Here is a 26,584-nt window from a genome sequence, read left to right on the forward strand (position 1 = left end):
CTCTGGCGGTGTCTGCCAATGAGCCCATTGATCCCCGTGTCCGTCTCGCGATCTCGCAGTGGCCCAAGGATGCGCCTCGCGGGGCGGTGTCGACGTTCTGCGTCGAGCACGGCATCTCGCGCAAGTCGTTCTACGAGCTGCGCAAGCGTGTCGAAGTCGACGGGCCGGCTGCGGTGCTTGAGCCCAAGTCCAGGCGTCCGCGGTCGAGCCCGTCGAAGCTGACCGATGAGATCAAGGAGCAGGCGTTGCAGGTGAGGGCCGCTTTGGAGGCTTCCGGGCTGGACCACGGGCCGATCAGCGTGCACGACAAGATGCGCTCAATGGGGTTAGATCAGGTGACCTCGATCGCAGCGTTGGCGCGGATTTTCCGCGAGGCCGGTGTCGCCCGTCGTGAGCCGAAGAAGAAACCCCGCTCGGCATGGCGCCGGTTCGTCTATCCGGCACCGAACGCGTGCTGGCAGCTCGATGCCACCGAGTACGTGCTCACGGGTGGCCGCAAGTGCGTGATCTTCCAGTTGATCGACGACCACTCTCGGCTCGCGGTTGCTTCTCATGTCGCCGGCGGTGAGACCGCCGAGGGTGCACTCGTGGTGGTCAAGCAGGGCATTACCGCCCACGGCGTCCCGCAGCGGCTGCTGTCCGACAACGGTTTGGCTCTCAACCCCAGCAGGCGTGGCTGGGAAGGCCAGCTCGTGATCTACGTGACCTCGCTAGGGGTCGAGGCCATCACCGGCAAGCCCTACAAACCGACCACCCAGGGCAAGAACGAACGCTTCCACCAGACCCTGTTCCGCTACCTCGACAAGCAGCCACTCGCCGACACGCTCGAAGAACTGCAAGCCCAGGTCGACCAGTTCGACCACATCTACAACAGCGAACGACCCCACCAGGGTCTCCCCGGCCGTGTCACACCCCAGACGGCGTGGAACGCCACAGTGAAGGCCCAAGCGCCTCGGCCCAGACCAGGTCGGCCATCGTTCGACCAGCCCGCCGCCAAGCGACATCGGTCAACGATTGCACCCAGAGACCTACCCGTCGGCACCCTCATCAAGAAGCTGACGACAGCTGGCACTTTCATGCTGGCTGGAGTCCACTACAAAGTCGACGGACGCTACGGCTATCAGGAGGTCCTGGTCATCACCAACGGCAACCAGATCACCGTCGCCGACCTGGACGGCGAGATCCTCATCGAACACACCAAGCCCGCACCAGGGGTCAAGTACGTCGGCAACGGCAGACCCCGCGGAGGACGCCCAAACACCTCCGAACCGTCACCGATGTCCTGAGACATCAACTGTCACCGATGTCCTGATACAGAACTGTCACCGATGTCCTGAGACATCACAGACGTCCACCCCGTGGGCAGTCAGGCTGCCCCGTTCAGGCTTCGGCCGACAGCTCGATGGACCCGCCGGGGATGGCGTCGAGCAGCTTGCGCGTGTAGGGCTGGCTCGGGTTGTCGAAGACCTCCGAGACCGACGCGTGCTCCACCACCTTGCCGTCCTGCATCACCAGGACGTCATCGCCGATCTGGCGCACCACCGCGAGGTCGTGCGTGATGAACAGGTAGCTCAGACCCAGCTCGGACTGCAGGTCGTTGAGCAGCTCGAGGATCTGCGCCTGCACCAGCACGTCGAGCGCCGAGACGGCCTCGTCGCAGATGACGACCTCGGGATCGAGCGCCAGCGCACGAGCGATGGCCACGCGTTGACGCTGTCCGCCCGACAGCTCACCGGGGAAGCGGCCCATGACCGTGGTGGGCAACGAGACCTTGTCGAGCAGGTCGCGCACCTTGGCTTCGCGCTCCTTGGTGCTGCCGATGCTGTGCGTGCGCAGCGGCTCCTCGATCGACTGGTAGATCGAGTACAGCGGATCCAGCGAGGCGTACGGGTTCTGGAACACCGGCTGCATGGCTCGGCGCAGGCGCAGTCGGTCGGACTTGCCTGCGTAGGAGCGCACGTCGGTGCCCTCGAACTCCACCGAGCCCGATGTGGGCTCCAGCAGGCCGAGCACCATGCGCGCCACCGTGGACTTGCCCGAACCGGACTCTCCCACGATCGCCGTGGTGGTGCCGCGCGGCAACCGGAACGAGACCTGGTCGACCGCGGTGAAGTCGACCTTCTGCCACGGCTTGGCGCCGCGCAGCTTGAAGACCTTGGTGAGGTCCTTGACCACCAGCACGTCCGAGCCACCGACCTTGGCCGTGTCCGCCTCGGCCGCCGGAGTGCGCTCGCGCGCCGAGGACAGGCGCTGCGAAGCGATCGACGGGGCCTTGGCGACGAGCCGCTGGGTGTAGGGGTGCTGGGGATCGTTGAGGATGTCCAACGCCGGCCCCGACTCGACGATGTTGCCCCGGTACATCACGACGAGGTGATCGGCGCGCTCGGCGGCCAGGCCCAGGTCGTGGGTGATCAGCATGACCGCGACGCCGAGATTTTCGGTCAGCGTGTCGAGGTGGTCGAGGATCTGCTTCTGCACCGTGACGTCGAGCGCCGAGGTGGGCTCGTCGGCGATCAGCAGCTTGGGACGCGCCGCCAGGCCCATCGCGATGAGAGCGCGCTGACGCATGCCGCCGGAGAACTCGTGCGGGTACTGGCGGGCGCGACGCTCGGCATCGGGCAGCCCGGCCTCCTCGAGCAGCTCGACGACACGCTGGTCGGCCTCGTCGCCGCTGCACACGTCGTTGGCGATCAGGGCTTCCTTGATCTGTTTGCCCACCCGCCACAACGGGTTGAGGTTCGACATGGGGTCCTGCGGGACCAGCCCGATCGACGAACCGCGCAGCGCCATCACCTGGTTGCGCGACGCGTCGTTGATCGGCTCGCCCTCGAAGCGGATCTCACCGCTGATCACGTGACCGGATCCCGGCAGCAGCCCGATGATCGAGTGCGCGAGGGTGGACTTGCCCGATCCGGACTCCCCCACGATGGCCACGGTCTGCCCGGGATAGATGGTCAGGCTGGCGCCGTCGACGGCGGTCAGCACCGACTTCTTCTCGCCCGTGAAGCCGACCTTCAGGTCGGTGATCTCCAGCAGGGGCTCGGTGGACGCTTCGTGCGTGAACGCGGTCATGACTTCTTCGCCTTCGGATCGAGGGCCTCGCGCACGGCCTCACCAAGCAGGACGAACCCGAGCACGGTGACGGCCAGCGCGGTGGCTGGAACGTACATGACGACCAGATTCTGACCCGACCGCACCAAGGTCTGCGCATCGGACAGGTCGTTGCCCCACGAGACGATGTTCTGCGGCAGACCAAGACCCAGGAACGACAAGGCCGACTCGGACACGATGAAGATGCCGAGCGTGATCGTGGCCGTCACGATGACCGGCGACAGGGCGTTGGGCACGATATGGCGGCGCAGGTTGGCCAGCTTGGAGGCGCCGATGGCCGTGGCCGCGTCGACGAACTCCAGGTTCTTGACCTCGAGCACGGCACCACGCATCTGGCGGGTGATTTGCGGCCAGGCGAACAGCGCGAGCGCCATCACCACGACGATCACCGCAGTCCAGAAGGTGCGATTGGGGATCAGGTTGTTGATCACCGACAGAACGGTGATCGCGGCCAGCAGCAACGGGATCGAGAAGAAGATGTCGCTGATGCGCGAGATCAAGGTGTCGACGATGCCGCCGTAGAAACCGGCGATGGCTCCGGTGACGATGCCCAGCAGCACCGTGACGAGCGTGGCGAGCACCCCCACGGCCACCGAGGCGCGTGCCCCGTAGACCGTGCGTGCCCAGATGTCGGCTCCCTGGAAGTTGTAGCCGAAGGGGTGACCTTCGCTCGGCGGCGCGAACTGGTTGCCGAGCGAGGCCTGGTTGGGATCGGCGCTCGTGAACAGCGACGGGAACGCCACCATGACGGCGAGCACGACCAGGATCACCGTGGCCAGCCAGAACAGCGGCGAACGGCGCAGACGCTTCCACGCCTCGCGCCACTGGCTCTCGGGCACGGCATCGACGTCGACGACGTCGATCTCGCGCAGCGGAGTGTCCTCGATCGAGGCGACGAAGCGCTCCTGGCCGCGGCGACCGGACGTGCGCCCAGAGGTACGCGCAGAGTTCGCGCTGGAGTCAGACATAGCGGATCCTCGGGTCGAGAACGGCGTAGATCAGGTCGACGATCAGGCTCATGAACACGTAGATCATCACGAACACCGACACGACGGCCACGGTCAGAGGCGTGTCACCTCGGGTCACCGCGCCGAACGCGAGGTTGCCCACGCCCTGGACGTTGAAGATGCCCTCGGTGATGATGGCGCCAGCCATCAGCGCGCCGAGGTTGATGCCGATGTAGGTGACGACCGGCACCAACGAGTTGCGCAGCACGTGGTTGCGGATCACCAGCACGTTGCCCAGGCCCTTGGCCCGAGCCGTGCGGACGTGGTCGGCGGTGAGGTTGTTGGCCACCGACGTGCGCGCGAGTCGTGTGGTGGTGGCGATGTTGGCGATCGCGAGCACGAACGCCGGCAGAAGCAGGTCGACGATCGTGTAGCTGCCGCCGACCGTGGGTGAGACGATCGCCCACTTCACCCCGAACAGGTACTGCAGCACGAAGCCGAGCACGAAGATCGGGATCGACAGCAGGATCAGTGACAGCACCAGCACGACCGAGTCGAACACGCCGTTGCGGCGCAGACCGGCGATGGTGCCGACGACCACGCCGATGACGGCGTCGATCGCCAGGGCCATCAGCGCCAGCGTCGCGGTGACCGGGAGGGCGTTGGCGATCTTCTCGAAGACCGGCTGGCCGTCGAGGCCCACCAGGTCGGGGTTGAAGGTCACGATGTCGCGCAGGAAGTACAGCCACTGCACGCCGATGAAGTCGTTGAGGTGGTACTGGTCGCGCAGCGCCTCGCGGACTGCGTCGGAGATGGGCTTGTTACCGGCCAGACCAAGGATCGGATCGCCGGGTCGCAGCTTGGTGAGCGCGAAGATCAGCAATGTCGCCCCGAGAAAGACGGGGATGGTCTGTAGCAGACGCTTGGCGACGTACCACCACACGCGAGCCTCCATGGATGTCGAAGGGTCAAAAAAGCACCTGCCACGTGGTCACGCGACATCGTGCACTGTACGCCGCACGACAACGGGGGGCAGCCCGAGGCGGGCTGCCCCCCGTTGTCGTGGCGGGTCGAGCTACTTCGTCAGCGCGTAGTAGTCCGGCTTGGCCTTCCAGTTGAACTCGAAGCCCTCCAGGTCCGTCGTGGTGACGGCCGTTGCGTTCTGGTACCACAGCGGGATGGCGGGCAGATCCTCGAGCAGGATCGCCTGGGCCTGACCGATCAGGTCGTACCGCTCGTCGCCCTCGGCCGTGGCGGCCTCGGAGACCAGCTGGTCGAACTCCTCGTTGCTGTAGTCGCCGTCGTTCGAGCCGGCTCCGGTGCCGTAGATCGGACCGAGGTAGTTCAGCATCGACGGGTAGTCAGCCTGCCAACCGGTGCGGAACGGGGTCTCGATGGAACGGTCGGTGACGACCGTGCGCAGCTCGTCGAAGGTCGGGTAGACCTTGGGAGCGGCCTCGATGCCCAGCACGTTGGAGATCTGGTTGGTCACGGCCTCGGAGAACTCCTTGTTGCCGGCGCCGTCGTTGTTGTAGGCCAGCTCGAAGCTGCCGTCCCACTCGTCGATGGCGTCAGCCTGGGCCCACAGGTCCTTGGCCTCTTCCTCGTTGAACTCCAGGACGTCATTGCCTTCGACGTCCTCGGTCCAACCGTCCAGCACCGGGGAGGTGAAGTCCGACGCGGGCGTGCGCGCGCCGTTGAAGACCTTCTCGGTGATCTCTTCGCGGTTGATCGCCTGCGAGATCGCGGCGCGCCGCAGGTTGCCCTCTTCGTCGTCGCCGAAGTGGTCGAGACGCTCGGGGATCGTGAACGAGGAGAAGCTCGAGCCGGGCTGGTTGTATGCCGTGACCGCGCTGTCGCTCTCGAACGTGGTCAGCGCGCTCGGCGGGACCTGGTCCAGGACGTCGAGGTTGCCCGACTGCACGTCGGTGTAGGCCGAGTCGACCGAGTTGTAGAACTTGAAGACCAGGCCGGCGTTCTGAGCCTTGTGAACTCCCTCGTAGTCGGGGTTCGGCTCCAGTGAGATCTGCTTGTTCTTCTCCCAGCCGGCGTCGGTCAGCATGTAAGGGCCGTTGCCGATCGGGGCATCGCCGTACTCGGTGGTGATCTTGCCGTCGGCGTCGTAGGCGCTCTCGGGGACCGGCATGTACGCGGAGTAGCCGAGGCGCAGGTTGAAGTCCGACTCCGGCTCCTTCAGCGTGATCGTGAAGGTCGACTCGTCGACGACCTCCAGGCCGGAGACGGTGTCGGCGCCATCGGTGGTGTTGCCGACCTCGTCGGTACCCTCGATGGGGTAGAAGAAGTAGTTGTTGAGCTGCTTGTTGTCCGGGTTGGCGCCGTAGTTCCAGGCCTTGACGAACGACTCGGCGGTCACGTCGGAACCGTCGGTGAACTTCCAGGGCTTGAGCTTGACGGTCCAGACCGTGCTGTCCTCGTTGGGCTCGACCGACTCGGCCACCTCGTTGGACACCGATCCGTCGGAGTTGTAGGCCACGACTCCGGAGAAGAGGTTGTCGAGCGGGTCTCCGCCACCGACCTCGTTGGTCGCGGTGGGGATCAACGGGTTCTGGGGGTTGGTGCCGTAGACCGAGATGACCTGGTCGCTGCCACTGCCGCCGCCGTCTCCGCCGCCGCCGCAAGCAGCCAGCGTGAGGCTGGATGCGGCGAGCAATGCGATACCCGCAAGGCGTGTGCGCCGAGTGAGTTGCATAGGGGTTCCTCCTGAGGTGTCAAAAAGGTGTGCGCGCTGTCACGCGCCCCCTATGAATATCACCTGTTCACTCGTCTGGGGTAGAGGCCTACTGCTCCGTAACCGAAGTGTCACCAAATTGGTCAATGGCTGACTGGAACCACCGTTGCTGGCCCCATCGAACCGTGCGGACACGCCACGACGGGCGCCACCTGGTGGTGACGCCCGTCGAAGGGGGAGGTGCCGACTTGCAAGCAGTCAGCCCTTGCTTACTGGGCTGACCTGCAAGCAGTCAGCCCTTGCTTACTGGGCTGACCTGCAAGCAGTCAGCCCTTGCGCTTCTTGACCTCGTCGGTCGCCTGCGGCAGGACCGTCTTCAGGTCGCCGACGACGCCGAAGTCGACCAGCTCGAAGATCGGAGCCTCGTCGTCCTTGTTGACCGCGACGATCGTCTTGGACGTCTGCATGCCGGCGCGGTGCTGGATCGCACCGGAGATGCCGTTGGCGACGTACAGCTGCGGCGAGACCGTCTTGCCGGTCTGGCCGACCTGGAAGCTGTGCGGGTACCAGCCCGAGTCGACCGCAGCGCGGCTCGCGCCGACCGCAGCGCCGAGGCTGTCGGCGAAGCCCTCGACCTCGGTGAAGTCACCACCGGTGCCACGACCGCCCGAGACCACGATGGCAGCCTCGGTCAGCTCAGGACGTCCTGAGGACTCCTTGGGCTTGCTCGCAGTGATCTTCGCCGTCTTGGCCGCGGCGGAGATCTCGGCGGTCATCGCCTCGACTGCGCCCGCGCCCGAGGCGGCCTCGGGGGTGATGGAGTTCGGCTTGACGGTGATGACCGGGGCACCCTGGGTGACCTGCGACTGCACCGTGAAGTTGCCAGCGAAGACCGACTGCGTGGTGGTGATGGTGTCGCCGTCGACCGAGACGTCGACCGCGTCGCTGATCCAGCCCGACGAGGTCTTCAGGGCCACGCGGGCGCTGATCTCCTTGCCTTCGGTGCTGGCGCCGACGAGCACGGCAGCCGGGCTCTTGTCGGCCACCAGCTGGGCCAGCGCCTCGGCCTTGGGGGCGACCAGGTACTCGGCGTACGCGGCGTCGTCGTAGGTGTAGATCTTCTCGGCGCCGTACTCACCGAGCACGGTGGTGTCGCAGTCGCCGAAGACGACCGCAGACGGCTCGCCGATCGAACGGGCGATCGTCAGCAGCTCCAAGGAAGGCTTGGTCACCTTGCCGTCGGGGGCATCGATCAGTACCAGTACTTCAGACATGTCTCAGCCCTTCTCAGACGAACTTCTTGGAGGCGAGGAACTCGGCGAGCTTGGTGCCGCCGTCTCCCTCGTCGGTGACGATCTCGCCGGCGGTGCGCGGCGGGCGGGGCTCGTACGACTCGACCTTGGTCCAGGCGTTGTCGAGGCCGACATCGCCGGCATCGACACCCAGGTCGGACAACGTCCACTCCTGGACGTCCTTCTTCTTGGCCGCCATGATGCCCTTGAACGACGGGTAGCGGGCCTCACCGGTCTGATCGGTCACGCTGACCAGCAGCTTGCCCGAGGCCTCGATCTCCTGGGTGGCGGTGTCGCCATCGCGACGGATCTTGACGGTGTCACCGTCGACCGTGATCTCGGAGGCGTAGGTGACAGCCGGCAGGCCGAGACGCTCGGCGACCAGGGTCGGCACGACGCCGAGTCCACCGTCGGTGGACGCCATGCCGAAGAAGACCATGTCGTAGTCGAGCTTCTCGATGGCCTTGGCCAGCACGAGCGAGGTGGCGAACGCGTCCGAACCGGCGATCGAGTCGTCCTGCACGTGGACGCCGGCGTGGGCGCCCATCTGCAATGCCTTGCGCACGGCGTCGGCGGCGTCGGCGGGGCCGACGGTCAGGACCGTGACCTCTCCCTCTCCGGCCTCGACGACCTGCAGCGCCTGCTCGACCGCGTACTCGTCGAGCTCGGACAGCAAGCCGTCCACGCCCTCACGATCGACGGTGTTGTCCGCGCTGAAGGTGCGGTTCGCGGTGGCGTCCGGCACATACTTGACAGCGACAACGATCTTGGTCACGAGGGACCCTCCTGTTGGTCAGATGACTGATGTCGGGGCCCACTCTGCCACTGTCGGAGCCGACAGACCGAGCAGCCCTTCTTCATCACGATGTTACCTACTGGTAGCAGTGGGCGCGATGAGTCGAGGCATGGGATCGGTCACACGTGGTCGATGATCAGCGCTCGTGGCGACGCGCCACCGAGGGAAGGAAGAGTCCGATCGCCAGGTAGATCATCGATCCGATCCCCCGCGCGAACAGATCGTTGCGGGCCTCGGCGTTCTCGCCGGAGAAGGAGAACAGACCACTCAGCGGGCCCACCAGCGCGTCGCAGACGTCAGAGACCGCGCCCGCGAACGCCGCATCGACGTCGACCTCGATCGCGGCCAGGAGAGCGCCGACAGCCAGCACGACCGAGCACAGCAGACCGAGCGCTCCGAGCCCGACCAGCAGGACGCCGATCTTCTCGTTGGTCGTGGACTTCTTCTTCTGTGCCACAGGCAGGGCCGGCGGCGGCTCGACGATCGAGTCGTCGGGTGTCCGGTCTGCGCGATGTCCTGGCTCGCGCTCGGGGGCGGCTTCCTCGGTCAGAGCTGTCTGCTCGTCATCGCTGATGTCTTCGTTGTCACCGATGTCTTCGTTGCTGGTGGGCGCACCGCTGGTGTCAGCCTCAGGCGTGTCAGGCTCGGCCACCACGTCGGTGTGCTCGGGCATTGCTGCGATCAGCGCAGTCTGCTCATCCCCGTCGACGTCCCCGTCGACGTCATCGGTGCCGGTCTCGGTCGGGGTCGGCTCCTCGACGTCGGGAGCGACAGCGGCCGCCTGCTGAGCGGCATCCCGTTCTGCCTTGACGGCATCCCGTTCTGCCTTGGCAGCCTCGCGCTCGACCTTGGCCGCGTCACGTTTTTGTGTCCGCTGCTGCTTGGCCTCGGCGCGCGCGGCGGTGCGCTCAGCCTTGACGCGACGGCGTTCGTCGCGACGCTGCTCGCGATCATCGGCCTTGGTGTCACCGGGTGTGGTCTCCTCCGGCGCAGGCGTCGCGGCCTGAGTCGCCGCAGCCTCTGCTGCCGCCTCGTGGGCGGCCACGGCAGGAGTGGCCTCGGCCAGAGCCGCGGCCCGTTCGGCATCGTTCGCGGCTCGCGCCGCCTTGAGGGCCTGCTCGAAGCGTTCCCGATCCGACTGCAGAGCAGTCCTCGGGGCTGATGCCACCGACGGGGCCGGGGATGGTTGGTTCAGCTCATCGTCGACGGATGACTCTTTTTTTGGTCGGGGCGGCAAGTGCCCCGGACTCGTCGTTCACCTCCTCGGGCTGCTTCTCGGAGTCACCGTTGGGAGTCTCGCGCTCGTCCACGTACTCCTCGGCCGTCGGTGGTGGCGCGGCGAGGGACGTCTGGTTCGAGGGGTAGTGAGCCGCGGAGATGTGGGACTGTGCCACGCGGTCGGCCTCGGCCTCGGCAGCCGCGATCCACTCCATGGCGGTCCGCTCTGCCTCCTGCAGCTTCTCCTCCGCTGCACGGCGGGCAGCGGCAACGGCCTGCGACATGCGGTCCTGAGCCTCGATCTTGGTCTGCTCCGACACGCGCCGGGCCTCCGCCTCTGCTGACGCAGCCCGATCGCGAGCCTGGCGATCGGCCTGCTCCGCGATCTTGCGGGCCTCCGCCTCGGCTGAGGCGATCCGCTCTGCGGCTTCCTTGTCAGCCTTGGCCAGCGCATCTTCGACCCGCCGGTGCGACGCATCCGCCTCCTGGGCGATGCGTTGGTCGGCCTCGACCTTGGCCCGCTCGGCAGCGGCCTCGGAGTCCGCGGCGTTGGCCGCGACCCGCTCGGCCTCGACCTGGGCGGCGCGCACCTTGGACTCGGCTTCCTTCTCGGCCTCCGCCAGCTTGCGAGCGGCCTCCTCACGTTCTGCGGCGGCGGCAGCCACCACCGAACGAGCCTCCTCGTTGGCCCCTTCGACCATCGCCTTGGCTTCGTCGCGCTCACGCTCGAGTCCGGCCGCCGCCTCGTCATGGCGCTGCTGGGCTTCATTCGCCATGCGATCGGCGTCGGCCTTGGCCGCCACCAGCTTCTCCTCGGCTGCGCGTTCGGCGTCGGCGACGCGCACGGCGATGGCGACACGCTCGGAGGCGGTCTCCTGGGCAAACTTCTCGGCCTCGGCACGCGCAGCATCGACGTGCTGTCCGGCCTTCTTCTCGGCCTCGGCCACGATGCGCTCGGACTCGGCCTTGACCTCGGACAGCCGGGCGTTGGCTTCCTCGCGTTCTGCAGCCAGCTGGGCGAGCGCGGCTTCACGGTCGGCCTGCGCCGAGGCCGACACCTTCTCTGCCTGCTCGCGTGCCACGGCCACGTGCTCGGCGGCCTTCTTCTCGGCCTCCCGCACGATCTCATCGGACTCGGCCCGTACTTCGGCGAGTCGCGTCTCGGCCTCCTCGCGCTCAGCGGCAAGCCGCTGCTGCGCCTCATCGCGATCGGCGGCAGCCTGCGTGGCAACCTTGTCGGCCTCGGCCCGGGCCGCGGCAACATGCTCGGCCGCCTTCTGGTCCGCCTCCCGCACCACCTGCTCGCTCTGGGCCTTGACCTCCGCGAGTCGGTTGTCCGCATCGCGACGCTCGCGGGCCAGCTGCGCCTCTGCGGCGTCGCGATCGGCCGCGGCCGAAGCAGCAACACGTTGCGCCTCAGCCGTGGCCTGTTCGATGCGGCGCTGTGCGTCGGACTCCGCTGCCTCCAGACGGCGGCCTGCAGCGATCTCGGCTGCCTCCTCCGCCTCCCTCAGCTTCTGCTCGGCGATCGCACGCGTCTGCTGGTCGGACTCCTCGGTCAGCCGCTTGGCCTCCGTGGTCGCCTCGTCGATGCGCCGCTGCGCCTGACGCTCGGCCTCGGCACGAGCGGCTTCCACCCGTTCATCGGCCTCGCGCTGCAGCTCGGCGATCTTGGTGTTGGCCGCGGCCCGTTCACGCTCGATCTCCTCCGCAACACGGTCAGCCTCGGCCCGAGCGGCACCCACACGCTCCGCGGCGACCTCCTCGGCCGCCCTGAGCTTCTGGCTCGCCAGCTCACGCTGGGCCGCCTCGTCCGCCGACAGACGCGCCGCCACGTCGGCACGTTCGCGAGCCGCGTCCTCCATGAGACGAGCTGCCTCGGCCCGCGCGGCCGCAACGCGGCCCTGCGCGGCGGCACTGGCCGCAGCCAACTTCTCGGCGAAGGACACCGACGAGGTGATGGTGGGTTCGGGTGCTGCGGGCTCCCTGGCCGGAGGTTCGTCGACCTGGAGCTGCTCGACTGGTGCTTCCTCGATGGGTGCGTCGTCAGTCGGTGCCTCGTCAGTCTGCGCTGCTCCTTCCTGCGTCACGTCTGCCTGCACCACTCCTGCGTCGGGCTCCTCGGGTTCGATCCCTTCGTCGAGCTCGTCCGCCGTCGCCACCGGCTCGCCGGACGGTTCGGGCTCCGCGGCTGGCTCCGGCTCCGGTGCCGGCTCCGGCTCGGGCACCGACTCGGGTTCGGGCTCGGGCACCGACTCGGGTTCGGGCTCCGGCGTGAACTCAGCCGAGAGGTCGTCCGACTCGGCTGGACCCGCCTGACCCGCAGGTGCTGGGTCATCGGCCAGCTGGGAGGCCGTCATGATCCCGCCGAAACGGCTCGTATCAGCCGCCGGAGATGGGCGTGGCGGCTCCTCGACCGGCCGCTCAGCCGATGCGGGGGACTGCTCGTTCTCGGCGTTCAGATCGTCGGCGAAGGACGAGACGTTCGGCGGCTCTTCACGCAACGGCTGGTCCTGCGCTTCGACAGGCGCTGGCCAGGCCGGCAGGTCGAAAGCCGCTGTGGCCTCGCGCACGTGCTCCTCGGTCACGTCGGCCGAGGCGTCGACGCGTCGACCGTCCGTCACGGTGTCGTCCGTCACGGTGTCGTGGGGTGCCGTCTCATCGGCAGCAGAGTGCTCGACCGCGGGGGAATCGTCGGTGACCGGGCGCCGCGCGTCAGCGAGCTTCTCGGTCAGCGACTTCTCCTCGACCGGCTCGGGAGCATCGTCCTGGCGGCGCTTGCCGCGTTCCTTCGAGCTGCTGCGACCCTTCGCGGCGGCTCGCTCCTCACGCCGCCGTTCAGCAGCCTTCTGTCGAGCCATCCGGGCCGAGGCGCGTCGCTCGCGCGGGCTCAGCTCGCCGGATTCGCCGTCGCGGCCCTCGTCGACGGACTCGGCCACCTCCGACGCTTCGGGCTCGCGCATGGTCTCGGCAGCCGCCTGCAGCGGATCGAAGCGACGAGAACCGGACGAACTGCTGGACTGGGAGTCCGACATGTTTCCACCTTTGAAGCGCTGTCTTATCGGTGCGGTCAGTATGCCTCATGTAAGCGCCGTCACACCGGCTCATCGCGAAACGGGCCTGCCGAGGTCCTGGGACGTCCCAGGACCTCGATTTCCTCACCGACCCGTGAACGAGGCCTTGCCCGGACCGTTCTCCACGAAGGACTGCATGCCGGCGGCCTGGTCGTCGGTGGCGAACAAGGCGCTGAACTCGAGACGCTCGATCTCGAGCCCCGTAGCCAGGTCGACCTCCAGGCCACGGTCGATCGCAGACTTCGCTGCCCGCAGCGCGAGGGCAGGTCCGCCGGTGAACTGCTGGGCCCAGCGCACAGCTTCGGGGTAGACCTCGTCGGCCGGCAGGACACGATCGACCAGGCCAATGGTCAGCGCCTCATCGGCGCCGACGAATCGACCCGTGTAGATGAGGTCCTTGGCCTTGGCCGGGCCGACCAGGCGCGCGAGACGCTGTGTTCCGCCCGCGCCGGGGATGACACCGAGCAGCACCTCGGGCTGGCCGAGCTTGGCCTGGTCGGAGACGAATCGCACATCCGTCGCGAGCGCGACCTCGAGGCCGCCACCCAGGGCAAAGCCGGTGATCGCGCTGATGGTGGGCTTGCCGATGGCAGCCAGCGCCTTGGTGAAGTTCTGCAGCAGGTGCGAGTGGCGAGCCATGTCCTGGTAGGACATCTGGCCCATCTCCACGATGTCGGCGCCAGCGGCGAAGACCCGCTCGCCTCCGTAGACGACCACCGCACCGATGTCGGCACGCTCGTCCGCCTCGATCGAGACCTCGATCAGCTCGCGTTGGAGCTGGGCGTCGAGTGCGTTCATCTTGGGACGATCCAGTCGAATGGTTCCGACCCCGTCGTCGACCTGCAGTGAAACGAATTCGGGCATGTGTCCTCCACGTTGATAGATCACGTCGAGCATAGGACCGCCCCGACCGGACCGATACCGTGGTCTCATGAGCGATACTGCGGATCTGACTGGTCACACCGTCGTCGTCACCGGCGCCAACTCCGGCATCGGCCTCGAGGCCGCCCGAACCTTCGCCGCACGTGGGGCGCACGTCGTCCTGGCGGTCCGCGACATCGCCAAGGGCCGCGCGGCCGCCGCCACGATCAACGGCTCGACCGAGGTGCGCGAGCTCGACCTGGCCGACCTGTCGTCGGTGCGCTCGTTCGCCGAGGACTGGGACAGGCCGATCCGCACGCTGGTCAACAACGCGGGCATCATGATGGTCGCCGAGGGCCGCACCGCAGACGGTTTCGAGCGCCAGATCGGTACCAACCACCTCGGTCACTTCGCACTCACCAACCTGCTGCTCCCCCACGTCACCGACCGGGTCGTCACGATCTCCTCGGGACTGCACCACGGACCCCAGGTGCGTCTGGACAATCTCGATCTCGACGGCGCCTACACGCCCTCGCGTGCCTACCAGCAGTCCAAGCTCGCCAACTTGCTGTTCACCCTCGAGCTGCAGCGGCGCCTGCGTGAGTCGGGTTCGGCAGTCGTCGCCCACGCCGCCCACCCGGGGTACTCGGCGACGAACCTGCAGTCCCACCATGCGAATCCCCTGATGAACAAGCTGATGTGGATCGCGAACAAGGTCGTGGCCACCAGTGCCGAGTTCGGCTCGCGGCCCACCGTGCACGCCGCGACCGCCGACCTGCCACCAGCCAGCTACATCGGGCCGACCAGGCTCGGTGGCACGCGCGGCGCGCCCGGACCCAACCCCCGGTCGACACAGGCACAGAGCTCCGACGTCGCGCGTGACCTCTGGGACATCTCCGAGCAGCGCACCGGCACCACCTTCCCCCTGGTCGTCCGGTGAGCGCCCCCGTGGAGGCCAAGCCGATCGACACCTGGCTCACCGACATGGACGGAGTGCTGGTCCACGAGGACACTGCGATTCCCGGCGCCGCCGAGTTCATCTCCCGGCTCAGTGCCAGCGGTCTCAAGTTCCTGGTCCTGACCAACAACTCGATCTTCACGCCGCGAGACCTGCGCGCCCGACTGCGCGCCGCCGGCATCGACGTGCCCGAGTCCGCCATCTGGACCTCGGCCCTGGCCACAGCCAGATTCCTGGCCGAGCAACGCCCCGACGGCACTGCCTACGTGATCGGCGAGGCCGGCATGACCACCGCGCTGCACGATGTCGGCTACACCATGACCACCACCGCGCCGGACTACGTCGTGCTCGGCGAGACGCGCACGTACTCCTTCGAGGCCATCACGCGCGCCATCCAGCTGATCGAGAAGGGCTCGCGGTTCATCGCGACCAATCCCGACGTCACGGGCCCCTCCCCCGGGGGCTCCCTGCCGGCCACCGGATCGGTCGCCGCCCTGATCACCAAGGCGACCGGGGTCGAGCCCTACTTCATCGGCAAGCCCAATCCGCTCATGATGCGCAGTGCGCTCAACCAGATCGAGGCGCACTCGGAGACCACCGTGATGATCGGCGACCGCATGGACACCGACGTGCTGTCAGGACTCGAAGCGGGCCTGCGCACCTTCCTGGTCCTCAGCGGTTCGACTCCCGCCTCGGCCGTCGAGCGCTTTCCGTTCCGACCGTCCGCGATCTACGACTCCATCGCGGACATCGTGCCGCTCGTCCCCTGACCTCGGGCGCACCAGGAACAGCGGTGCGGCCAGAGCCAGGACGACACCGGCGAGGATCAGCGCCGCGCCCGAGCCCCAGCCCGCGGCGATGGCACCGAGCATGATCGCCCCGACAGAGCCCGCAGGCTGCGCAGCCATGGAGGCCAGGGACAGCACCGTGGCACGGTGGGCTGAGCCGACCTGCTCGTGCAGCAGCGTCTCGTACAGCACGCCCGCGGCCGAGTGGACGGCGTAGGTCGCGAGGAACGCCCCGATCAGGCCGACCGGCCCAAAGGCGAGTCCCATGCCCACGACCGTGGCGCCCTGGACGAGCCGGAGCGCCACCGAGACCGGCGCGGCACCCCAGGCCCGGGCGAGGGCGGGCACGGCCAGTGACCCCAGTGCCGAGCAGAGCCAGGCACCGGCCAGAGCTGGCCCGAGAACGGCAGCGGCGTCCTCCCGGTCGCCCAGCAGCTCCGACAACCGCACAGGCATGAGGATCTCGAAGCCCGACATGCCAAAGCCCCAGAAGAGCTCCACAGCGACCAGGGCCGCCAGCACCCGGGACCGGACCAGCAGCGCTGCCCCCTCGGCCACCGTGCGTGGGGTGCGTCGTATCGAGGTCAGCAGGCGAGGGCCGTCTGCGGGACGGTCCTCGTCCATCCACAGGAGTGTGGCGATCAGCTGCACGCCGGCCAGGAGCGCGGCCGCCCAGTACGGAGCGGCGAGCAACCACGATCGGTCGATCGGGGCCCAGGCGATGAGCGCCGCGGCCAACAGCGAGCCGACGGCCAGGGAGGAGCCCGTCACGGCCGAGGCTCCCGACAACCCCCGGGTCACCGCCACCGAGGGCGCCTCGACCTCCGCGTGCACCCGGTCGACGAACCAGGCGTTCAGGGGGCCGCTGTCCAGAGCACGGAAGACGCCCATCGTCGCAATCGCGACCGCGAACCACAGCACGTCCTGAGCGAGGGCGAACGCCACGTACGCCACCAGGGCGATCACCGCCGAGGCGAGCACGACCGGGCGTCGGCCGATGGAGTCGGAGAACCCGCCGGTCGGCAGCTCGAGGGCGAGCACGACGAGGCCCTGCACGGCGAAGACTCCTCCCAGCTGTTGCAGGGACAATCCTCGATCCAGCGGGAGCAGCGTGAGAACAGGAAGGATCAATCCGGTCGGCAGCCACCGCAGCGCCGTGAGCAGCCAGAACCGATGGACCAGACTCATGCGCGCGTTGCGGGCAGCGCGAGTACGTGCACCGCCGCGGTCAGCGGACCCGAGCGACCCGCGTAGCGACTCACGACCTCCCCGATCTCGTCCATCATCTGGTCGATCTCATCGGGCTCCAGGCGCACCAGGTAGTCGGAGTGTCCGAGCCCGGGGTCGTTCTCGGTCCACGCGTTCAGGCCCTCGAGCAGGTACTCCTGCTGCCGCCGTCGCACCGCGTCCAGGTAGATGTGTCCCCCCGGCAGGGCAGCCAGCGACGTCGGCAGTCGCGTCGAGTCCTGCAGGGCCCGCCATCGACGCTCGCGGCCCGACGGCTGCTCGGTGTCGTCGCCGACGAAGCCGAAGCGTTCGAGCTGGCGCAGGTGATATGACGTGGACCCGCTCGACTGCTCGATCCGGCGACCGAGCTCGGAGGCCGTGGCGGGACCGTGCGTCCGCAGCGCTGCGAGCAGCGACATCCGGATGGGGTGCGACACGGCCTTGAGGGTGTCGAGATCCTCGACCTGCTTCGACGTGAACGACATGCATCGATCGTAAACCGCAAAGATCTTTTTGCAAACACTTCTTTGCAGTCCTGCTCGGTTACGAGATCGTCAGCTCCTTCGCCTTCGGATCCCACGTGATCTCGTGCGCGCCCTGCTCGATCGCGCGCACCATGGTGTCGACCACGACCTGACCAGCCAGCGGATCGGGCAGCTTCGGGGCGGTGCCGGCCAACGGGTGATCGGACAGACCGGTGTCCAGGTGGGGTGGGCGCACGTCCAGGACCGCGAACTGACGCCGGTTCTCGCGGCGAAGGACGTCCAGCCAGGCCGACAGGGCGCTCTTCGATGCCGAGTACTCGGCCATCTGGTTGGTCGGCAGGTCCGCCAGGATGGCGGACAGCACGGCGACGAACCCGTCGTGGTCGTCTCGCTCGGCCAGGTGGGGAGCGGCGGCGCGCACCAGGGACATCGGACCCAGCGTGTTGACGGCGAACAGCTCTTCGGCGACGGCCGGATCGGTCTCGACCGCTGGCCCGAAGGCTGGCACGCCCGTGGCGACGACAAGTCCGTCCAGACCACCGAGCTGGTCGACGGCGGAGGCCACGGCCGCAGCGCAGGCCTGGTCGTCGACGACGTCGAGGCGAATCGGTTCGGTGCCGACCGCTGCAGCGATCGTGGCCAGCCTGCCCTCGTCACGTCCTGTGACGACGACGCGGGCGCCGCGATCGACGAGCGCCGTCGCCATCATTGCGCCCAGCACTCCGGTTCCACCGACGACCAGCACCCGTGCTCCCGACAGCTCCATCAGCGAGGCCCCTCATCCACGAGTCCGGTCCGAACCGTGACTCCACGCTAGCGCCGGATGCGCGGCTCGGCAGGTCTCGCCTACGGTGGACGCGTGAGCAGCAGCCTGCGCGACGAGGACCTCGTCCTGGAGCCAACTTCGGGATCGGATCAGTTGATCGGCTTCGCCGTCGAGCACGCCGGCGAGCGGGTCGGCACCCTCGCGTTCCGTCGCGAGAGCGCGCGCACCGTGTCCATTCGCTGGAACATGGGTGAGCACGCTCTGGCGCTGGCCGTGCGTGTCTTGCGACTGGCCATCCCCCACGCCTTCGACGAGCTCGACGCCACGCGGGTCGAGGCGCGCATCCCGGTTGATCGCACTGACGACGTCCGCGCCGCGTCGATCTCCGGGCTTCGCCGCGAAGGCATCCTGCGCGGCGCCGGCTCGGATCCTGATCGCGCCCTCATGGCCCGCCTCGTCGACGATCCGCCCACCGGCGGGCGCGACGGATTCATCGCGATCCTGAACGCGGGCCTGCCCACCAAGCGCGCGATCGGTCAGGGACTGCTGCGCGACCAGCAGGGACGGGTGCTGCTGTGCGAGCTCACCTACAAGCGCGAGTGGGACCTGCCCGGCGGCGTGGTCGAGGTGGGCGAGTCCCCGGCGCTGGGCCTGGTGCGCGAGCTGCGCGAGGAGCTGGACATCGAGGCCGAGATCCGCGGGCTCGTGACCGTCAACTGGTTGCCGGCCTGGCGCGGCTGGGATGACGCCTGCATCTTCTTGTTCGACCTCGGCACGGTCGACGCTGCGATCACCGAGTCGATGTCGTTGCAGCCGACCGAGATCAAGGCCGTCCACTGGTGCGACCCCGCCACGATCCGCGAGAAGGCCACCGCCGCCACCGTCGCACTGCTCGAGGGACTCAGCGACGGCGACAACCGCCCCTACCGCGAGGCGCCCGAAGGGCCCTGACCCCCAACTTTTGTAGCCTTTGGCAGGCGAGAAGCACATCTGAACCTGCGTACCGCTACAAAAGTTGGGGCGTCTTGCTCAGCCGACGTCGCCGCTGACGACGCCGCCGAATTGTCCGAGCGCGCGCGGCTTGTCGTTGCCTCCGGGCAGGTAGACCAGGATCTGGTGGTAGTAGCTCAGGACTCCCGACCCCTGCACGCCGTCGGCCAGGAAGGCCTGCTGTGGCGATCCGGGCGGCCAGGTGACCTGCAGTCCGTCCTCGACCGTGTAGCTGTCGGTACGCAGCAGGGTCACGAACGCGAGGGCCCCGCCATCACTGGTGCGCAGCGTGTACTGCACGTCCTCGGCCTCCCACTCCTGGGAGAACCCCACGCCATCGAGCGACGCGTTGACCGCCGCGGCCTCGCGCATCTGGTCGATGAACGAGTCCTCCTCGATCGTGTCGGCCTCCGCAGCGGTCGGGTCGGTGAGCGTGCGGACGTAGGCCTCGGCCGCTTCGTCGATCGACATCGCCATCCCAGCGCCGTCCGCCGGACTGACCCGCCGAGCTGCACCGTCGGACATGCGGATCGAGGGCAGGCTCGTGTCGGCGAGTGTCTCTGGCGTCGAGACCAGCAACCACGGTTCGACTGCTGAGGCCCGCTCGAAGATCTGCACCCGCTGCACCCCACGTGCGCCGTCGCGCACCACGGAGTAGTACCAGAGCGGGTACTTCTCGAACCGGGGCGTCTTGATGTCCAGGACCTCGATGTCGCCGGTCGTCTCCTCACGGGTGGTGCTGAGCCGCTGGGCCACCTCGAAGGAACCAGCATCGATGGCCAGCGTCGCTCCGGTCTCGATCGTCGACAACGGCTTGGGATCCAGCAGCTCGATCGCAGCATTGCGGACCTCGCGATAACGGGTGTAGACACCCAGCACGTCGTCGTCGGAGGCCGCGATCTTGTCGATCGTCTCGACCTCGCGCTCGCGCGGCACGGCGCATCCGGCCAGCACGAGTCCCAGCACGAGACCGAGCACGCTCAGGCGCCTCACTGGTGTCATCGGGACTCGCCCTCCTCGCCGGCGCCCGCAGGGCCCACGTCGTCGTCCTCCACGATCTCGAACTCGTCCAACTCATCCTCGGAGACCTCGTGCTCGACACCATCCTCGTCGACGAAGACGTACATCACCCTCGCCGCCGGCTCAGTGGGCTCGGGCACGAGCTCGGGAGGAGGCGGCATCTCGTCGTCCGTCACGACGAAGCCCCCGGCCTCGATTTCATCCGCGGTGAGCTCGCGCTCGACTCCGTCGTCGTCCCCCACGACGTAGACGATCCCCTCGTCGGTCTCCACCAGCTCGTCGAGCACGCCACCGTCGGCGGGGCGCCGGCGCACCACGAGACCGACCAGCACTCCCCCCAGACCCAGCAGCAGCAGCCCGATGCCACGGGTGAAGCCACCCTGAATCCCGTAAGCCAAGGTGACCTGGAGGCCCGACAGATTCGAGGCGCCGATCGAGACGATCGCCAGCGACACCGGCTCCTCGGGCAGGCGCAGGCTGATGCTGGCTCCCCCCAGACCGGCAGAGTCGGCGAGCCACCAGTCCAGCGACGTCGGGGCAGCCTGCACGCTCGGACGCCCGTCGACGACCCGGGTCGTGGGGTCCCACGGGGTGTCGAACCCGGTGACCTCGACCCGCTCGGCGCCGTCGACCAGACTCTCGACGTCGACACTGTTGCCGATGCCCAGGAACATCGGCTTCTGAGCCGGGAGCTCGGCCAGGATGTCGACCTGGGCATCAGTCCAGCGGATCACCCGCGGGCCCGTGACGACGACCGAGCCCTCCACGTCGACCGGATGGGGACCGGTCACGATGCGGTTGTCGGGTCCGAGCACGACCATGAGCGCGACGCCAGCCAGAGCGAGGACGACGCCGATCGCCGAGATCGCCCACCCCGTCGCCGTCTTCATGGTGAGCCGACCCTACCGGCCACCGGCGCCGCTACCGGTCAGAACAGGGCCCGCGCCAGGGCGCGTCGAGCCGTGCCGACCCGCGGGTCGGTCAGGCCGACCACCGTGAACAGCTCGATGAGCCGCTCGCGCACCGGTTCGCGCTCGTCTGCGGGCAATCGGCCGATGAGTCCGATCAGGCGGTCGAAGGCATCGTCGACATGCCCGCCGGACACGTCGAGATCGGCGATCAGCATCTGGGCCTCGACGTCGTCGGGCGCATCGGCGGCAGCCGCCCGCGCGGCCTGCAGATCGGCGCCGGACGCACGTGACATCAGGCGAACCCCGGCGAGCCGCTCGGACACCTCGTCGTCGGCGGGGTACTGCGCGCGGATCTTCTCGTACTCGGCGACGGCCCGGTCGAGGTCGCCCTCGGCGAAGGCAGCATCCGCCTCGGCGAATCGTGGGTCGTCGGCCGGTTCGTCCGGTTCGCCCTCGGGCGAGACCTCGGGCGCTGCGCCGACGGGGGCAGCAACACCGGTGACACCGTGCTGAACGGCAAGACTGAGCAGCTCATCGAACAGCGAGCGGACCTCCGCCTCGTCGGCGGTGCCCTGCATCAGCGGGACAGGCTGACCCTTGACCAGCCCGAACAGGGCCGGCACAGCCTGCACCTGCAGGGCCTGGCCCACCGACGGGTTGGCGTCGACGTCGACGCGAGCGAACAGGATCTTGCCCTGGTGACCGTTGACGATCGCCGCGACGGTGTCGTTGAACGCAGCGCTCTCCGGCGACCGTGGGGACCACAGGCTCAGCACCACGATGTGCGACATCGAGGACTGCACGACGTCCTGGAAGTTCGCCTCGGAGACGTCCAGCACCCACGATCCACCCCCTCCGGACATGGGCGCCGCGGCGCCGGGAGGTTGCTGGCCGGCCGGAGGCTGCTTGAGTGCGGACAGGTCCATGGCTCCGTGACGCGAGAAAGTCATACCTGCAGTGTAGGAAGCGGACTCACTCGCTGAGGAATTGGTCCGAGCTGCCCCGCAGTCCGCTCCCCTGCACGACTCGTTGGATGGTCAGGTCGCGTCCGTCCGGATCACCGATGAAACGGATGTCGCGGAGCCCCTGCGACTGAGCGGCCGACTCGAAGACGAAGTGGCCGTAACCGAGGATCCGGCCGAGGAACGGCTTCTCCACCGTGATGTCCAGGATGCGGCGCAGTGGCATCGTGGCGATCCGCACCGAGAAGACGCCACTGGCACGAAAGACGCGCATGTTGGTGATGACGAAGACGTCGCGGTGCTCGCGCGCCATCACGTAGAGCGCGTGGACCCCGAGGGCACAAGCCGCGATGATGAAGAACCATCCCAGCGATATCGGCCCGAAGACCGCGGCGACCCACAGCGCGGCGACGACCAGAAGCTCGGTCGATGCCTGCCAGTACACGATCGGGTGGTGGCGCACGAGATCGACGACGTGCTCGCCCTGCTCGGACAGCAGATGCCGCTCGACCTGTTGCTCGGGCAGGCGGTTCAGCACCGACTGCAGCATCGGTCTACCCCTACGCGACGAGCTCGTTGACGAAGACGCCAACCTGGGCGAAGCCATCCATCACCGCGCCGGCCGCATTGGACACGGCATCGGCCGCGCCTGCGGGGGCGGTGAGCAGATAGAACACGGCGAATCCGAGGATGAGCACCGCGACAACCTTCTTGAGCACGACATCATTGTGTCCCACGCGTCACGTCAGTCACTGCAACCTCGTTGTCCTGCGTGTCGTGTCGCTCCAGACCCGCCACCAGGGCATCTGCGGCTGCAAACGGATCATTGGTCCCCGCCAGGACCTGTTCGGCCAGGCTTTCCAGATCCGCGTGACCAGACACGTGCGCTAACCGTTCCTGCACGGCGGCCACGGCGAGTGCCTCGATCTCGCGGCGCGCACCAGACAGACGGCGACGCTGCAGGCCGCCGCTGTCTCGCAGATGGGCTCGGTGCGCATCGATCTGCTCGACGAGCGCGTCCAGGCCGTCACCGGTGGTGGCGACCGTCATGGCGATGGGCGGCTTCCAGCCGTCGCGCCCCGCGCTCATCGCCAGCACGCTCCGCAGCTCGCGACGCGTCGACTCCGCGCCGTCGCGGTCGGCCTTGTTGATGCAGAAGATGTCGCCGATCTCGAGGATGCCCGCCTTGGCGGCCTGGATGCCGTCACCCATGCCCGGTGCCAGCAGCACCAGTGTGGTGTCGGCGATTCCGGCGATCTCGACCTCGGACTGGCCCACGCCGACGGTCTCGACCAGCACGATGTCGCACCCGGCCGCGTCGAAGACGCGCAGGGCCTGGGGGGCCGAGGTCGACAGTCCGCCCAGATGCCCACGACTGGCCATCGAGCGGATGTACACCCCGGCGTCGGTGGCATGATCCTGCATGCGGATGCGGTCGCCGAGCAGCGCACCGCCGGTGAATGGCGAGGTGGGATCGACGGCCAGCACACCCACCGTGCGGCCGACCTCACGCAGGCGGGACACCAAGGCCGAGGTCGACGTCGACTTGCCCACGCCAGGCGAGCCCGTGAGGCCGACAACGTGCGCTCGGCCAGCCGTGGGCGCCAGCGCAGCACTCACCTCGCGCAGCAGCGCCGACCGATCCTCGACCAGCGAGATCAGCCGCGCCACCGCGCGGGCGGACCCGTCCCGCGCGCCGGCGACCAGGGTCTCGACGTCGTCGGGGCGGGTCACGGTGGCCTCTAGGCCTTCGGCACGCGGATGATCAGGGCGTCGCCCTGACCGCCGCCACCGCACAGGGCGGCCGCACCGATGCCACCACCGCGACGCTTCAACTCCAGCGCCAGGTGCAGGGCGATGCGGGCGCCGCTGGCACCGATGGGGTGACCCAGAGCGATCGCACCGCCGTTGACGTTGATGATGTCCTCGCTGACACCGAGCTCCTTGGCGCTGGCGATGCCCACGGCCGCGAACGCCTCGTTGATCTCGATCAGGTCGAGATCGGCGGGCGTGATGCCTTCCTTCTCACACGCCAGCGCGATTGCGTTGGCCGGCTGGTTCTGCAGGCTGGAGTCCGGTCCCGCGACGACGCCAGCCGCGCCGATCTCGGCGATCCACGTCAGGCCGAGCTCGACGGCCTTGTCCTTGCTCATCACGATCACGGCAGCGGCACCGTCGGAGATCTGACTGGCGGAGCCAGCCGTGATGGTTCCGTTCTTGTCGAACGCCGGACGCAGCTTGCCCAACGACTCGGTGGTCGTGTCGCCCCGCACCCCCTCGTCCTGTCCCACGACGACCGGATCGCCCTTGCGCTGCGGAATCTCGACCGGCACGATCTCCTCGTCGAACAGGCCGTTCTTCTGGGCCTCGGCGGCTCGCTGGTGCGACCGGGCGCTGAATGCGTCCTGCTCCTCGCGGGTGAACTTCTGCTGGTCGGCGTTGATCTGCTCGGTCAGACCGCCCATGGCCTGGTCGGTCAGCGCGTCCCACAGTCCGTCGTAGGCCATGTGGTCGGTCAGCTTGGTGTCGCCGTACTTGGTGCCTTCGCGCGACCCGAGCAGCATGTGCGGCGCCTGCGTCATGGACTCCTGTCCACCGGCGACGACGATCTCGTGCTCACCGGCGCGGATCAGCTGGTCGGCCAGAGCAATGGCGTTGATGCCCGACAGACACACCTTGTTGATGGTCAACGCGGGCACGTTCAGCGGGATGCCGCCCTTGTGCGCCGCCTGGCGAGCGGGGATCTGGCCGGCTCCTGCGGTGAGCACCTGTCCCATGATGACGTAGTCGACCTGGTCGCCGGACACGCCGGACTTGCTCAGCGCACCCTGGATGGCCAGACCACCGAGGTCAGAACCGGAGAGGGTCTTGAACCCTCCGAGCAGGCGTCCGATGGGGGTGCGGGCTCCGGCGACGATGACGGACTGGGTCATGAGTGCTCCTGAAAACGACGTTGGACGTGAACAAAGACGTGAGTCGAACTGTACCCAGCGGTAACTGTCACAGGCACCCACCGGCACACTTCAGCCGTCCAACTAGTTTGACTCCCTGACTAGTGACGAATAGGTTCTAGTCATGAGCTCCGACAACCTGCCGACCGAGTGGCTCCGAGCCGTGCTGCCGCTGGCCACCCTTGCGATCGTGGCCGAGGAGGAGACCTACGGCTACGCGGTGGGCCAACGGCTCCAGGCAGCCGGACTGGGCACCATCAAGGGCGGAACGCTCTATCCGATCCTGAATCGACTGGAAGCAGACGAGCTGCTGACCTCGTCCTGGCGCGAAGGCGTCGGCGGGCCGGGCCGCAAGTTCTTCGCCGTCACCGAACAGGGCCGAGCCCACCTCGACGCACGCGCCGCAGCGTGGGCGTCCTTCACCGAGCGGGCCGCCGGCCTGCTCCCCCACACCAGGAGTGCGACATGAGCGAACGATCCGACGAGACCACCCTCGCCAGCTATCGCCAGGAGCTGATCCTGGCCCTTCGACTCAAGAACGTCCCCGGCGATCGCATCGGCGAGATCGTCGCGGAGGTCGAGAGCCACGTCGCCGACACGGGCGAGCACCCGACCGAGGCCTTCGGCATCCCCCGTGACTACGCGGCCACCCTGACGACCGAGCACCGGACGGGGCCGTGGTGGTTCACCACGCTCACCGTGATCTGGTCGTTCGCCGCCGGCTGGCTGGTCGCCCAGGGCCTGTTCGCGGTACTGCTCGACGACCTGTACCTGGGCCGCTCCGGATGGCTCTGGATCGTCCTCGGCCTGGCGATCGGCGTGCCGGGAGCCCTCGCGGTGCGACGTCGGTCGACGCGCGTGGCCGACCCCCGCACGGGCGAGGACATGGTGACGGGGAAGCCCTGGGCGATCGGGATCCTCGTGGGCACACCGATCGCGATCGTGCTGGTATCCGTCGCTGCGATCCATCTATTCGCCTGACCCGACCACCACCTCGGCGCTTCCTGGCCTACGCTCATTCGCATGTCTGATGCACTCGTCCCCGAACACCTGCTCCTGGCCGTCGATCACGTGGGCATCGCGGTGCCCGATCTCGATGACGCCCTCGAGTTCTACGCCTCCACCTTCGGTCTGCACGCGGTGCACGAGGAGGTCAACGAGGAGCAAGGGGTGCGTGAGGCCATGCTGGCGGTCGGCGACCAGTCCCAGGGACCGCAGGGCACCCGCATCCAGCTGCTCGCGCCACTGAGCGAGGAGTCGACCATCGCGAAGTTCATCGCGCGCAATGGTCAGGGCATCCAGCAGCTGGCCTATCGCGTCGCCGACATCGAGGCGGTCTCGCAGATCTTGCGTGACCGCGGCGTCCGTCTGCTGTACGACGCACCCCGTCGCGGAACCTCCGACAGCCGGGTCAACTTCGTGCATCCCAAGGATGCTGGCGGCGTGCTCGTCGAGCTGGTCGAGCCTGCACATTGAGGCTTGGATCACACCGAACGCCGTAGCCCGCTCGGTTACGGATAGGTAACATCGCCGGGACA

The 26,584-nt window shown here is 68.0% G+C and carries 24 protein-coding genes and 2 pseudogenes; 7 read left to right on the top strand and 19 right to left on the bottom strand.

Annotation, left to right across the window (positions count from 1 at the left end):
* Positions 1-8: 8 nt before the first annotated feature.
* Positions 9-947 (top strand): annotated as a pseudogene (locus ACHAA3_RS00035) (integrase core domain-containing protein); the annotation flags it as partial.
* 433 nt (positions 948-1,380) lie between these two features.
* Here ACHAA3_RS00035 and ACHAA3_RS00040 read toward each other — a convergent pair.
* From ACHAA3_RS00040 to ACHAA3_RS00080, 9 genes are all read right to left on the bottom strand, one after another.
* Positions 1,381-3,072, bottom strand: coding sequence for a dipeptide ABC transporter ATP-binding protein (locus ACHAA3_RS00040; protein ID WP_435706878.1), 1,692 nt, complete (start codon positions 3,070-3,072; stop codon positions 1,381-1,383).
* Positions 3,069-4,079, bottom strand: a complete 1,011-nt coding sequence (locus ACHAA3_RS00045) for an ABC transporter permease (RefSeq protein WP_435706879.1) — start codon at positions 4,077-4,079, stop codon at positions 3,069-3,071. Before ACHAA3_RS00045 ends, ACHAA3_RS00040 begins: the two co-directional genes overlap by 4 nt.
* Positions 4,072-5,013, bottom strand: a complete 942-nt coding sequence (locus ACHAA3_RS00050) for an ABC transporter permease (protein ID WP_435706880.1) — start codon at positions 5,011-5,013, stop codon at positions 4,072-4,074. The genes ACHAA3_RS00045 and ACHAA3_RS00050 overlap by 8 nt, the downstream gene beginning before the upstream one ends.
* A 120-nt stretch (positions 5,014-5,133) precedes the next feature.
* Positions 5,134-6,768, bottom strand: coding sequence for a peptide ABC transporter substrate-binding protein (locus tag ACHAA3_RS00055; RefSeq protein WP_435706881.1), 1,635 nt, complete (start codon positions 6,766-6,768; stop codon positions 5,134-5,136).
* A 305-nt stretch (positions 6,769-7,073) separates the two neighbouring features.
* A complete protein-coding gene (locus tag ACHAA3_RS00060) occupies positions 7,074-8,021 on the bottom strand; it encodes an electron transfer flavoprotein subunit alpha/FixB family protein (RefSeq protein ID WP_435706882.1) in 948 nt (315 codons plus the stop codon).
* Between the two features lie 13 nt (positions 8,022-8,034).
* Positions 8,035-8,814 carry an electron transfer flavoprotein subunit beta/FixA family protein gene (locus ACHAA3_RS00065; RefSeq protein WP_435706883.1) on the bottom strand — a complete coding sequence of 260 codons (780 nt, stop codon included), beginning with the start codon at positions 8,812-8,814 and terminating at the stop codon, positions 8,035-8,037.
* Between the two features lie 157 nt (positions 8,815-8,971).
* Complete coding sequence (locus ACHAA3_RS00070) at positions 8,972-10,003, bottom strand: hypothetical protein (RefSeq protein WP_435706884.1); 1,032 nt, start codon at positions 10,001-10,003, stop codon at positions 8,972-8,974.
* Positions 10,004-10,031: 28 nt separating this feature from the next.
* Positions 10,032-13,088 carry a hypothetical protein gene (locus ACHAA3_RS00075; RefSeq protein WP_435706885.1) on the bottom strand — a complete coding sequence of 1,019 codons (3,057 nt, stop codon included), beginning with the start codon at positions 13,086-13,088 and terminating at the stop codon, positions 10,032-10,034.
* A gap of 123 nt (positions 13,089-13,211) precedes the next feature.
* Positions 13,212-13,991, bottom strand: coding sequence for an enoyl-CoA hydratase/isomerase family protein (locus ACHAA3_RS00080; protein ID WP_435706886.1), 780 nt, complete (start codon positions 13,989-13,991; stop codon positions 13,212-13,214).
* A gap of 67 nt (positions 13,992-14,058) precedes the next feature.
* On the opposite strand from ACHAA3_RS00080, the gene ACHAA3_RS00085 reads away from it, so the two are divergent.
* Positions 14,059-14,928: an oxidoreductase gene (locus ACHAA3_RS00085; RefSeq protein ID WP_435706887.1), complete on the top strand. Its 870-nt coding sequence runs from the start codon at positions 14,059-14,061 to the stop codon at positions 14,926-14,928.
* Between the two features lie 44 nt (positions 14,929-14,972).
* Positions 14,973-15,716 (top strand): HAD-IIA family hydrolase, encoded by a 744-nt coding sequence (locus ACHAA3_RS00090; protein WP_435707565.1) that lies wholly within the window; start codon positions 14,973-14,975, stop codon positions 15,714-15,716.
* Between the two features lie 117 nt (positions 15,717-15,833).
* Here ACHAA3_RS00090 and ACHAA3_RS00095 read toward each other — a convergent pair.
* From ACHAA3_RS00095 to ACHAA3_RS00105, 3 genes and pseudogenes are all read right to left on the bottom strand, one after another.
* Positions 15,834-16,922 (bottom strand): annotated as a pseudogene (locus ACHAA3_RS00095) (MFS transporter); the annotation flags it as partial.
* On the bottom strand, positions 16,919-17,446 hold the full coding sequence (locus ACHAA3_RS00100; RefSeq protein ID WP_435706888.1) for an ArsR/SmtB family transcription factor: 528 nt from the start codon (positions 17,444-17,446) through the stop codon (positions 16,919-16,921). The pseudogene ACHAA3_RS00095 and the gene ACHAA3_RS00100, both read right to left, overlap by 4 nt.
* 58 nt (positions 17,447-17,504) lie before the next feature.
* A complete protein-coding gene (locus tag ACHAA3_RS00105) occupies positions 17,505-18,212 on the bottom strand; it encodes an SDR family NAD(P)-dependent oxidoreductase (RefSeq protein WP_435706889.1) in 708 nt (235 codons plus the stop codon).
* A 93-nt stretch (positions 18,213-18,305) separates the two neighbouring features.
* Between ACHAA3_RS00105 and ACHAA3_RS00110 the strand changes: the two genes are divergently transcribed.
* Positions 18,306-19,163 carry an NUDIX hydrolase gene (locus tag ACHAA3_RS00110; RefSeq protein WP_435706890.1) on the top strand — a complete coding sequence of 286 codons (858 nt, stop codon included), beginning with the start codon at positions 18,306-18,308 and terminating at the stop codon, positions 19,161-19,163.
* Between the two features lie 78 nt (positions 19,164-19,241).
* Here the strand turns inward: ACHAA3_RS00110 and ACHAA3_RS00115 are convergent, their stop codons facing one another.
* From ACHAA3_RS00115 to ACHAA3_RS00145, 7 genes are read right to left on the bottom strand one after another with little or no spacing between them, the layout of a single operon-like run.
* Positions 19,242-20,195 carry a hypothetical protein gene (locus ACHAA3_RS00115; protein ID WP_435706891.1) on the bottom strand — a complete coding sequence of 318 codons (954 nt, stop codon included), beginning with the start codon at positions 20,193-20,195 and terminating at the stop codon, positions 19,242-19,244.
* A 5-nt stretch (positions 20,196-20,200) separates the two neighbouring features.
* On the bottom strand, positions 20,201-21,112 hold the full coding sequence (locus ACHAA3_RS00120) for a hypothetical protein (RefSeq protein ID WP_435706892.1): 912 nt from the start codon (positions 21,110-21,112) through the stop codon (positions 20,201-20,203).
* A 38-nt stretch (positions 21,113-21,150) separates the two neighbouring features.
* A complete protein-coding gene (locus tag ACHAA3_RS00125; RefSeq protein WP_435706893.1) occupies positions 21,151-22,083 on the bottom strand; it encodes a co-chaperone YbbN in 933 nt (310 codons plus the stop codon).
* Positions 22,084-22,105: 22 nt separating this feature from the next.
* Entirely contained in the window at positions 22,106-22,645 is a 540-nt protein-coding gene (locus ACHAA3_RS00130; RefSeq protein WP_435706894.1) for a PH domain-containing protein, read from the bottom strand.
* A 10-nt stretch (positions 22,646-22,655) separates the two neighbouring features.
* Entirely contained in the window at positions 22,656-22,814 is a 159-nt protein-coding gene (locus ACHAA3_RS00135) for a hypothetical protein (protein WP_435706895.1), read from the bottom strand.
* Positions 22,815-22,818: 4 nt separating this feature from the next.
* Positions 22,819-23,829, bottom strand: coding sequence for a methylmalonyl Co-A mutase-associated GTPase MeaB (gene meaB, locus ACHAA3_RS00140; protein ID WP_435706896.1), 1,011 nt, complete (start codon positions 23,827-23,829; stop codon positions 22,819-22,821).
* An 8-nt stretch (positions 23,830-23,837) separates the two neighbouring features.
* The gene (locus ACHAA3_RS00145; RefSeq protein ID WP_435706897.1) at positions 23,838-25,028 is read right to left on the bottom strand and encodes an acetyl-CoA C-acetyltransferase; all 1,191 of its coding nucleotides are present in this window, start codon (positions 25,026-25,028) and stop codon (positions 23,838-23,840) included.
* Between the two features lie 142 nt (positions 25,029-25,170).
* On the opposite strand from ACHAA3_RS00145, the gene ACHAA3_RS00150 reads away from it, so the two are divergent.
* From ACHAA3_RS00150 to mce, 3 genes are read left to right on the top strand one after another with little or no spacing between them, the layout of a single operon-like run.
* Positions 25,171-25,515 carry a PadR family transcriptional regulator gene (locus tag ACHAA3_RS00150; RefSeq protein ID WP_435706898.1) on the top strand — a complete coding sequence of 115 codons (345 nt, stop codon included), beginning with the start codon at positions 25,171-25,173 and terminating at the stop codon, positions 25,513-25,515.
* The gene (locus ACHAA3_RS00155; RefSeq protein ID WP_435706899.1) at positions 25,512-26,027 is read left to right on the top strand and encodes an HAAS signaling domain-containing protein; all 516 of its coding nucleotides are present in this window, start codon (positions 25,512-25,514) and stop codon (positions 26,025-26,027) included. The genes ACHAA3_RS00150 and ACHAA3_RS00155 overlap by 4 nt, the downstream gene beginning before the upstream one ends.
* Positions 26,028-26,069: 42 nt before the next feature.
* Positions 26,070-26,522, top strand: a complete 453-nt coding sequence (gene mce / locus ACHAA3_RS00160) for a methylmalonyl-CoA epimerase (RefSeq protein WP_435706900.1) — start codon at positions 26,070-26,072, stop codon at positions 26,520-26,522.
* Positions 26,523-26,584 lie beyond the last annotated feature (62 nt).

The sequence above is a fragment of the Aeromicrobium sp. CF3.5 genome (assembly GCF_051262695.1).
In the GTDB taxonomy this organism is placed as follows: domain Bacteria; phylum Actinomycetota; class Actinomycetes; order Propionibacteriales; family Nocardioidaceae; genus Aeromicrobium.

What these genes read in the sequence shown, in the direction of transcription:
- ACHAA3_RS00040 (WP_435706878.1), bottom strand. Translation starts at nt 3,072, where the DNA reads ATGACCGCGTTCACGCACGAAGCGTCCACCGAGCCCCTGCTGGAGATC.
- ACHAA3_RS00045 (WP_435706879.1), bottom strand. Translation starts at nt 4,079, where the DNA reads ATGTCTGACTCCAGCGCGAACTCTGCGCGTACCTCTGGGCGCACGTCC.
- ACHAA3_RS00050 (WP_435706880.1), bottom strand. Translation starts at nt 5,013, where the DNA reads ATGGAGGCTCGCGTGTGGTGGTACGTCGCCAAGCGTCTGCTACAGACC.
- ACHAA3_RS00055 (WP_435706881.1), bottom strand. Translation starts at nt 6,768, where the DNA reads ATGCAACTCACTCGGCGCACACGCCTTGCGGGTATCGCATTGCTCGCC.
- ACHAA3_RS00060 (WP_435706882.1), bottom strand. Translation starts at nt 8,021, where the DNA reads ATGTCTGAAGTACTGGTACTGATCGATGCCCCCGACGGCAAGGTGACC.
- ACHAA3_RS00075 (WP_435706885.1), bottom strand. Translation starts at nt 13,088, where the DNA reads ATGTCGGACTCCCAGTCCAGCAGTTCGTCCGGTTCTCGTCGCTTCGAT.
- ACHAA3_RS00080 (WP_435706886.1), bottom strand. Translation starts at nt 13,991, where the DNA reads ATGCCCGAATTCGTTTCACTGCAGGTCGACGACGGGGTCGGAACCATT.
- ACHAA3_RS00085 (WP_435706887.1), top strand. Translation starts at nt 14,059, where the DNA reads ATGAGCGATACTGCGGATCTGACTGGTCACACCGTCGTCGTCACCGGC.
- ACHAA3_RS00090 (WP_435707565.1), top strand. Translation starts at nt 14,973, where the DNA reads ATGGACGGAGTGCTGGTCCACGAGGACACTGCGATTCCCGGCGCCGCC.
- ACHAA3_RS00100 (WP_435706888.1), bottom strand. Translation starts at nt 17,446, where the DNA reads ATGTCGTTCACGTCGAAGCAGGTCGAGGATCTCGACACCCTCAAGGCC.
- ACHAA3_RS00105 (WP_435706889.1), bottom strand. Translation starts at nt 18,212, where the DNA reads ATGGAGCTGTCGGGAGCACGGGTGCTGGTCGTCGGTGGAACCGGAGTG.
- ACHAA3_RS00120 (WP_435706892.1), bottom strand. Translation starts at nt 21,112, where the DNA reads ATGAAGACGGCGACGGGGTGGGCGATCTCGGCGATCGGCGTCGTCCTC.
- ACHAA3_RS00125 (WP_435706893.1), bottom strand. Translation starts at nt 22,083, where the DNA reads ATGACTTTCTCGCGTCACGGAGCCATGGACCTGTCCGCACTCAAGCAG.
- ACHAA3_RS00130 (WP_435706894.1), bottom strand. Translation starts at nt 22,645, where the DNA reads ATGCTGCAGTCGGTGCTGAACCGCCTGCCCGAGCAACAGGTCGAGCGG.
- ACHAA3_RS00145 (WP_435706897.1), bottom strand. Translation starts at nt 25,028, where the DNA reads ATGACCCAGTCCGTCATCGTCGCCGGAGCCCGCACCCCCATCGGACGC.
- ACHAA3_RS00150 (WP_435706898.1), top strand. Translation starts at nt 25,171, where the DNA reads ATGAGCTCCGACAACCTGCCGACCGAGTGGCTCCGAGCCGTGCTGCCG.
- ACHAA3_RS00155 (WP_435706899.1), top strand. Translation starts at nt 25,512, where the DNA reads ATGAGCGAACGATCCGACGAGACCACCCTCGCCAGCTATCGCCAGGAG.
- mce (WP_435706900.1), top strand. Translation starts at nt 26,070, where the DNA reads ATGTCTGATGCACTCGTCCCCGAACACCTGCTCCTGGCCGTCGATCAC.